Source organism: Roseospira goensis (assembly GCF_014197795.1).
Lineage (GTDB): Bacteria > Pseudomonadota > Alphaproteobacteria > Rhodospirillales > Rhodospirillaceae > Rhodospira > Rhodospira goensis.
The window spans coordinates 35,365-42,384 of sequence record NZ_JACIGI010000031.1 but is presented as its reverse complement, the minus strand read 5'-3'; the positions used below and the strand labels follow the sequence as shown (position 1 = coordinate 42,384).

At 61.3% G+C, this 7,020-nt stretch carries 10 protein-coding genes; 2 read left to right on the top strand and 8 right to left on the bottom strand.

Annotated features, from left to right (window positions below; genetic code table 11):
* Nucleotides 1-184: 184 nt before the first annotated feature.
* Nucleotides 185-943 carry a P-type conjugative transfer protein TrbJ gene (trbJ, locus tag GGD88_RS14885; RefSeq protein ID WP_184436839.1) on the bottom strand — a complete coding sequence of 253 codons (759 nt, stop codon included), beginning with the start codon at nucleotides 941-943 and terminating at the stop codon, nucleotides 185-187.
* Nucleotides 944-1,115: 172 nt separating this feature from the next.
* On the opposite strand from trbJ, the gene pyrE reads away from it, so the two are divergent.
* Nucleotides 1,116-1,694 carry an orotate phosphoribosyltransferase gene (pyrE, locus tag GGD88_RS14880; RefSeq protein ID WP_184436837.1) on the top strand — a complete coding sequence of 193 codons (579 nt, stop codon included), beginning with the start codon at nucleotides 1,116-1,118 and terminating at the stop codon, nucleotides 1,692-1,694.
* A 582-nt stretch (nucleotides 1,695-2,276) separates the two neighbouring features.
* Here the strand turns inward: pyrE and GGD88_RS14875 are convergent.
* Genes GGD88_RS14875 through GGD88_RS14855 form a run of 5 tightly spaced genes read right to left on the bottom strand, consistent with a single transcriptional unit; the run spans nucleotide 2,277 to nucleotide 5,269 of the window.
* Nucleotides 2,277-3,260 (bottom strand): hypothetical protein, encoded by a 984-nt coding sequence (locus GGD88_RS14875; RefSeq protein ID WP_221237174.1) that lies wholly within the window; start codon nucleotides 3,258-3,260, stop codon nucleotides 2,277-2,279.
* On the bottom strand, nucleotides 3,254-3,526 hold the full coding sequence (locus GGD88_RS14870) for a VirB3 family type IV secretion system protein (RefSeq protein ID WP_184436835.1): 273 nt from the start codon (nucleotides 3,524-3,526) through the stop codon (nucleotides 3,254-3,256). Before GGD88_RS14870 ends, GGD88_RS14875 begins: the two co-directional genes overlap by 7 nt.
* Nucleotides 3,523-3,861 (bottom strand): TrbC/VirB2 family type IV secretion system protein, encoded by a 339-nt coding sequence (locus tag GGD88_RS14865; protein ID WP_184436833.1) that lies wholly within the window; start codon nucleotides 3,859-3,861, stop codon nucleotides 3,523-3,525. Before GGD88_RS14865 ends, GGD88_RS14870 begins: the two co-directional genes overlap by 4 nt.
* A gap of 26 nt (nucleotides 3,862-3,887) precedes the next feature.
* Nucleotides 3,888-4,856, bottom strand: a complete 969-nt coding sequence (gene trbB, locus GGD88_RS14860; protein WP_184436831.1) for a P-type conjugative transfer ATPase TrbB — start codon at nucleotides 4,854-4,856, stop codon at nucleotides 3,888-3,890.
* The gene (locus tag GGD88_RS14855; protein ID WP_184436829.1) at nucleotides 4,853-5,269 is read right to left on the bottom strand and encodes a CopG family transcriptional regulator; all 417 of its coding nucleotides are present in this window, start codon (nucleotides 5,267-5,269) and stop codon (nucleotides 4,853-4,855) included. The genes trbB and GGD88_RS14855 overlap by 4 nt, the downstream gene beginning before the upstream one ends.
* A 327-nt stretch (nucleotides 5,270-5,596) precedes the next feature.
* On the opposite strand from GGD88_RS14855, the gene GGD88_RS14850 reads away from it, so the two are divergent.
* Nucleotides 5,597-6,214, top strand: a complete 618-nt coding sequence (locus GGD88_RS14850; RefSeq protein WP_184436827.1) for a hypothetical protein — start codon at nucleotides 5,597-5,599, stop codon at nucleotides 6,212-6,214.
* Here GGD88_RS14850 and GGD88_RS14845 read toward each other — a convergent pair.
* Both GGD88_RS14845 and GGD88_RS14840 read right to left on the bottom strand, forming a co-directional pair.
* Nucleotides 6,203-6,730 carry a hypothetical protein gene (locus GGD88_RS14845; protein WP_184436826.1) on the bottom strand — a complete coding sequence of 176 codons (528 nt, stop codon included), beginning with the start codon at nucleotides 6,728-6,730 and terminating at the stop codon, nucleotides 6,203-6,205. The two genes, GGD88_RS14850 and GGD88_RS14845, sit on opposite strands and share 12 nt — an antisense overlap.
* A 62-nt stretch (nucleotides 6,731-6,792) precedes the next feature.
* Nucleotides 6,793-7,017 (bottom strand): hypothetical protein, encoded by a 225-nt coding sequence (locus tag GGD88_RS14840; protein WP_184436824.1) that lies wholly within the window; start codon nucleotides 7,015-7,017, stop codon nucleotides 6,793-6,795.
* Nucleotides 7,018-7,020 lie beyond the last annotated feature (3 nt).

Sequence of the window (7,020 nt, the reverse complement as noted above, 5' to 3'; positions counted from 1 at the left end):
ACCCGTTACGACAAGCGTCCCGACAACTTCCTCGCCGCCCTCAAGTTCATCTCGGTACGCCTGTGGTGCCAGAGCTTATGAGTCTACGGCCTAGTGGACGAAGGTGTCCAGGAAGGAATCTATAACGTTAAGGTCGTCCATGTGCGTCGCCTGCCTTCGGTCAAGTGCAGACACGGCAAAGGGATCAGCGCGGGGTGTAGGCAACACCGTCGCCGAGGAAGCGCTCGGTGGCGATGCGGGCCGCTTCCTCCGCCTGGGCCTTGCGGGCGTTCTCCTGCGCCTCGGCGCGGGCCTGGGCGGCGAGCAGGGTCTGCAGCTGCATCTGCTGCTTGGCGGCGAGAGCAAGGAGCTGGTTACCGGCCTGCTGGGCCTGCAGCGCGCCGACGGCGCCCTGGCTGCGGGTGACGAGATCAGCCAGCACGCCGTGGTCGGCGCGAATGTCCTCGACGATGCGCGATTGCACGCGCATCGACTGGTGCCAGGCGTCCATGGCGTCGCGCCAGCGCTGGCGTGCCGCGACGGCCATGTCGTCGACGGTGACGGTGCTGTCGTAGGTCTCGGGGTAACGCGCCCGCCACTGATCCTCGAGGTCCGCGAGGTCGTAGCTGAGCCCCTCGGCCTCGCGCATCAGGGCGTCGATGCGGACCAGGGCACCGGTCAGGTCCTCCAGCGCGGAGTGGTCCAGGCTGGTCAGGTTGCGCGCCATGTTTTCCAGCATGACGGCCTGGTTCTGCAGCGCCAGGATCTGGTTGTTGATCTGTTCCAGGGCGCGGGCGGCCTGCAGGACGTTCTGGACGTAGTTGGTGGAATCGAACACCGGCCATGCGGCATGGCCGGCACCGAGGATGATCGGCAGAATGAGTTCGTCAAAATGACTCCGCTTCCGCCAGCACCCCGCGTTGCCTTGAAATTTGCCTTGACTCACCCGCCCAAGCGAGTGCATATCGCCGCGCAATTCGTCAGTGACACAGGGTGCAAAACAGTTTATCCTCCTCACTTACGCACAAGATGTTGTAGAAGGTGCAGCGCGCATCTCTACGTAACTACAAACTCGGCCTAGATCGTATCGCGAGCCTCGTGCTCGCGCTTTGATTCCAGGCCTGTGGAGATGATGCATGGTGGCCGTCGCCTTTGCCGAAACCGGGACAACGTACAAACCACTAGAGAGACTTCGCCAGATCATAGCGGAGAAGTCTCTGCGAAAAGGCCGTGCCTTTAAGTTGTCTTCGGGAAAGATGACTGACTATTTCTTCGACATGAAGCCCACCATGCTTGACCCGGAAGGGGCCAGCCTTATCGCATCTCTAATTTTGGATGAGATCGAAAAACGCGGGGATATAGCCGCTATAGGCGGCCTCGTTTTGGGTGCCGTGCCAATAGTTTCGGTGGTCGCAGCGCATAGTAATGTGCGTCCGCGAAGGGTTCCCGGTTTCTTTGTTCGTAAAGAACCAAAGGGTCATGGTACTAATCAGCTGATTGACGGAAACCTACCGATAGGCGCGAAAGTGATTTTGGTGGACGACGTCACTACCACCGGTGGATCTGTTGGAAAGGCGGTTGACGCCGTGCGCGAAGCGGGATGTAAGGTGGAAGAGGTCTTCACCATTGTGGATCGTCTAGAGGGCGCTATGCAGAGCCTGCAAGAAAGAGACGTGCGCTTGGTGCCTCTTCTTACACGCACTGACTTTGAGTGACCTCCTGGGGCTATGACGCCTGTCGAGAAACTAAAATCGCTGATTTCCAACCGTCAGATCCAAGGCGCATTCGCTGGGTCTCGCTGTTTAAGTGATGCGGCGGCGTTGGCCTATCGTTGCCAAAGCGAAGCAAATGATAAGCGGCGAGCAGTAGCCTACAGCCTCTACCATTTTCTGACCGCTGCCGCTTATGACCAAGACCGGGAATTGTCCAACGCTGAGGCAGTTGATTTCGCGGATAGGGTGGGGTCCGCGATTTCTCGGGCTATCAGCTTTCTGAAATATGACGGAACCGAGGGGGCAGCGATCAGTATAATCGCTGAGATAGCAAGACTAGAAGCTGCTGTGTTGCCACGGCCTGATGGCAATTAGTTGCATTCTGTTTTACTTCATCTTGAAATTATCAAGTCAAGCGTCTGCTTTTCTGCATCAGAAAGTACGAGCCCGTTGCCCACCCGGTCCTCGACACGGGCGCGGTCTTCGTCCCAGACGGTGACGGTGGCGGTCAGGTGGCCGAAGCCGACATGATCGCCGCCCCGTGCGAAAAGAAGCCGGACAAGGCCGGCCTCTTTTCGCACAGATCTATAGAATCGCGTCGGGGCCAAGCCCCGACGCGGGCGCCTGCAGCGCCACGTCAGCGTCGACCACCTTGTTGTCGGCGTCGCTGTCCAGCAGCGGCACCGGCTCGTTGGTCAGCACCTCGCGCAGCATGACGGTGATGGACTTGCGCTTGGCGAACCACTGCCGGCGCAGGCGGGTCAGGGCGCGGGTGGCCTGGGTCTTGTCCAGCGGCAGGAAGCGGGTGACCAATCGGTAGCCGAAGTCCAGCACGCCGGGCCGGGTCATGCCCGGAAAGCCGAGCACGGTGACGGTGCGCAGGTGCGCGCTTCCCAGCATCGGCTCCAGTCCGCCCGTCAGTGGGGTGTCGACCAGCACGCAGTCCAGGTACATGGGGACGTCGGGGACGGCGACCGGATGGCGCTTGGTCGAGATGGTGCCGTGCAGGGCCGTGAGGGTCTCGGCATCGTCCAGCGTCCGCACCTCAGGCAGGACTCCGGCCAGCAGGTCGAGGATGCGGTCCGTCTCCTCGACGAAGCGGGCACGCTCGCGCGGCCAGTTGCGCCCGCCGGCCGGATGCTCGCGCTCCAGCAGGGCGGCCTCGGCCTGGGCCTGACTGTCGGGCGGCGGCAGGAAGACCAGCGTCAGGTGATAGGCGCTCTCGAAGGCCGGGCGTCCACCCTCGAAGGCCGCGCGCCGTTCGGCGTCGACCAGGGCCGAGACCGGATCGGGGAAGTCTGAGGCCGGATAGTGCGGCGCCGGGCGCCGTTCGGCCTCGAAGAACAGCGCCCAACCCGACCCCAGCCGGCGCAGCACGTTGTTGGCTCGGGCACACAAGCCGACCAGTTCGGCTTCGGTCGCGCTCTCCAGATCCGGCCCTCGAAAGCGCACCGTGCGCTGGAACGAGCCGTCCTTGTTCAGCACGATCCCCGGCCCGGCCAGGGCGGCCCAGGGCAGGTGGTCGGCCAGCCGGTCGGCGCGGGGCCGGTATTCGGCGAGGCTCAGCATGACCACCAGCCCCGCTGGCGCAGGTGGCGCACCAGCACGACGGCGACGTCAGGGTCGCGCCGCGCGGCCAGCACGGCGATGGTGTGGCCGACCACCCACAGTACCAGGCCGGCGACCCACTGCTGCAGGCCGAGGCCGATGGCGGCGGCGGTGGTGCCGATGACGATGGCCAGCGCGCGCGGCGCGCCGCCCATCAGGATGGGCTCGGTGAGGGACCGGTGCAGCGGCACCTCGAAGCCCGGCAGGGAAGAGGGCGCCCCGCTCATCGCACCAGCGCTCCGCCGCCGAAGGAGAAGAACGACAGGAAGAAGCTGGACGCCGCGAAGGCGATGGACAGGCCGAAGACGATCTGGATCAGGCGGCGGAACCCGCCGGAGGTCTCGCCAAAGGCTAGCGTCAGCCCGGTGATGATGATGATGATCACGGCGACGATCTTGGCCACCGGCCCCTGGACGGACTCCAGGATCTGTTCCAGGGGCGCCTCCCACGGCATGCCGGAGCCGGCGGCCCGGGCGGCGGTGGCGGCGAGCAGGACGGCGGCGCCTACAGCGGCGGCAAGGCCGTTGCGGACGACAGGACGAAGGCGGGACGGACGGGTCATGGGGTCCTCCTGTGGGCGGGATGGGGTCACAGGGCGGCCAGCCCTTCGGGGGTGAGAGTCGTGACGGCGTAATCGCCCGCCCCGTCGAGGCCGGTGACGGCAGCGACGGTCTCCACCCGGCGGGCCGAGCCTCGGCCGGCGATGAAGACAACGAGGTCGATGGCCTCGGCGATGAGACGCCGGGGGACGGTGACCACGCCCTCCTGGCAGAGCTGTTCGATGCGGTAGAGAGCGGCACGGGCCGAGTTGGCATGGACGGTGGCGATGCCGCCGGGGTGGCCGGTGTTCCAGGCCTTGAGCATGTCCAGCGCCTCGGCCCCCCGGACCTCACCGACGATGATGCGGTCGGGGCGCAGGCGCAGGGTTGAGCGCACCAGATCGGCCAGCGAGACATGGCCGCGCCGGGTGCGCAGGCTGACGCAGTCAGGCGCCGCGCACTGAAGCTCGCGGGTGTCCTCGATGAGGATCACGCGCTCGTCGCCGGCCGCGACCTCGGCCAGCAGGGCGTTGGCCAGCGTGGTCTTGCCCGACGACGTGCCGCCGGCGATGAGGATGTTGCGCCGCGCCCGCACGGCCGCGCGCAGACCGTCCGCCTGGATCGGCGTGAGAATGCCGTCGGCGATGTAGTCGGCCAGGGTGTGGACCCGCGACGCCGGCTTGCGGATGGCGAAGCAGGGTGCCGGGGCGACCGGCGGCAGCAGGCCCTCGAAGCGCTCGCCCGAGGGCAACTCGGCGCTGACCACCGGGCTGTCGGCGTGGACCTCGGCGCGCACATGCGAGGCCACCAGCCGGATGATGCGTTCGGCCTCGGCGGCGCCCAGGCGGGCGCCGGTGTCGATGCGCCCCTCGCCCAGGCGATCCAGGCGCAGGCTGCCGTCCGGGTTGACCATGACCTCCAGCACGGCCGGATCGGCGAGCGCGGCGGCGATGACCGGTCCCATGGCGGTGCGCAGCATGGTGCGGCGGCGGTCGTCGGCTTCCGGGTGCGGGATCATGACGACGCCTCCGTGTCCGGATCGGCCGACCGCAAGGTTCCCTTACCCTTGGCGATGCGGCGCCCGACCTGGTCGACGAAGCGCTGGAAGCGGTCCTGGCCCTGCGCGCGGGCGGCGGCGTCGGGTTCCGGCAGGTGGGCGGTCTGGGTCAGCTGGTAGCGCACGAACAGCGCCAGGCTCTCGAGCACCACGTCCAGGTCGCGGCGGATTTGCGCCTGCCCGCGCGACAGCCGGTCGAGGCGCGGGCCGAATCGGTTGTCCAGCTCATGCTGGCCCTTGCGCTCGAACCACGCCTTCAGGGCATCGGCGATGATGGCGGACTTGGTGGCCGAAGGATGGCGTGCGGCCGCGTCGAGGCGGTCGCTGAGGTCGGCCTCCAGCAGGCATTGATGACGAATACGGGGACGGCGCATGGGGCTTGCTCCGGCTTGGCCGCGAGGCGCGGCGGCGGTTGGAGCAAGGCTCTCTCGGACGGGCGGAATCGCTGAGAGCGGTTATGTACGCCCTTGCGCGCCCCAGGGTCCGGGAGGGTCCGAAGGCTCAGAATCCCGGCAGCAGATCCTCGCCCCGGGGCCGGCCCTCGTTGACGCCGTGGGCGCCGAACGCGTCCTGGTACAAATTATGTTTTCCTGAAGCCGCGCGTGCGCTAAAATTCTCGCGGTAGTTTGGGGTGGGGGCGAGGAATGAAGGTTCCTACTTGGTATCAGCTTCGTTCGGTCGGACGGTCACCGATATCTAGGATGACTGTTCTGATGCCAGTTATTGGATATTTTATTTTGTTCGGAGATTTTACATCCAGCTTGTTTTCTATTGTAGGGCAGCGCATAGGGTTGGCGGATACGGAGGCGGAAGAGTTTACCGTTAACAGTCTACACTTCATCTATTTTGGGGTTCTGTCCTTTTCAATATCCACAATTGTTTACAATATTTTTTGCCCCGACGTTATAAAAATATTCTCGAACCGCTACGAATTTTTTTCTCAAGAACTTGCTGTTATAACCATGGAGCGCGCCAAGGCAATAAATCTTGAGTTGAAAGAGGTTTTCAATTTAGGTGAAACCTTTATTTTGGATGATAGAGCAGGTGATCAATCCGAAAAAGGAAGTACAAGAAACGATGCTGACGGGGAAAAGCTTGAAAGAATGCGGAACGCTGGCGTTCGATCTAGTAGAGAGCATTGGCTAAGCAAGCACTCAGGCCCCGTTTCAAATCTTTTGCACAAAAAATATGAGCTTTATGACAATAGCGGCTTCGGAATCAGGACTTTTGTGTTTTTTTCCTATTTAGTGTCCACTTTATTAATGGCCATACCAACGCTCATAACTGCCGCTCAAATAGTATTAAGCCTATTCAATTAAGTAAGTAGGGCCACGTGTTTTATTCGCAACATCAGCTAAAGCCTGAAACAGTATTATAAGAGCATCTGACGAAAGAGAGCGGTAAAGAAGATCATAAACAATCTGATAGTAATATTCGGTAGAAAGCCGAAGGCTAACGCTAGCCTCAATTTCCATATTCACAAGAGCAAAATGAAGAGCAAAAGCTGCATTGACTAGAACATCACTGTCTTTAGACGCGCCTTCGCCCGTTTCATGCCCCATTCGTGGAAAAATTATGGGCGAGAAACGCGTAATCCATTTTGCACCGTACGCTGCACGTTTAATGGGATTAGAACGCTGTTTTTCAGGGTTATTAAGATGGTAGTCTTTATATCGTGAAATATCATCATACATTGATACCACACATAAATACAATAAAGACGGATCTATTTCGGCTCTTATATCGCAACCCTCGTTAAAATCGGCACAAAAACCGCAAGCGATATTGTAAAGATCTTCAAATCTTTGTTGTATTTCTGCCTCAGAAAACATCATCTGCCATTTTCCCAAAAATAAAGAGAACCCAATCCATCGGGCTCTCTTCCAAGAAACCTTGTTTATTTTCGAGGGATTGAGCGCTCTTTGAACAATTGCGTCGCCGCACGGAATTGAGCAATATCAGCAGCACGCCGATTGGCCGAGACGCACTTCAACTGTTCGCCGTCGTATTTTTCAGCGGAGTTCTCTTTCCGAGCATGGGCAATATGGTACAGAAGCTCACTCGGCGATGCCACAGAAGCATAAACTTCGGCGGCACTTCTCCGTGTCTTCGCATCTGCCACAGC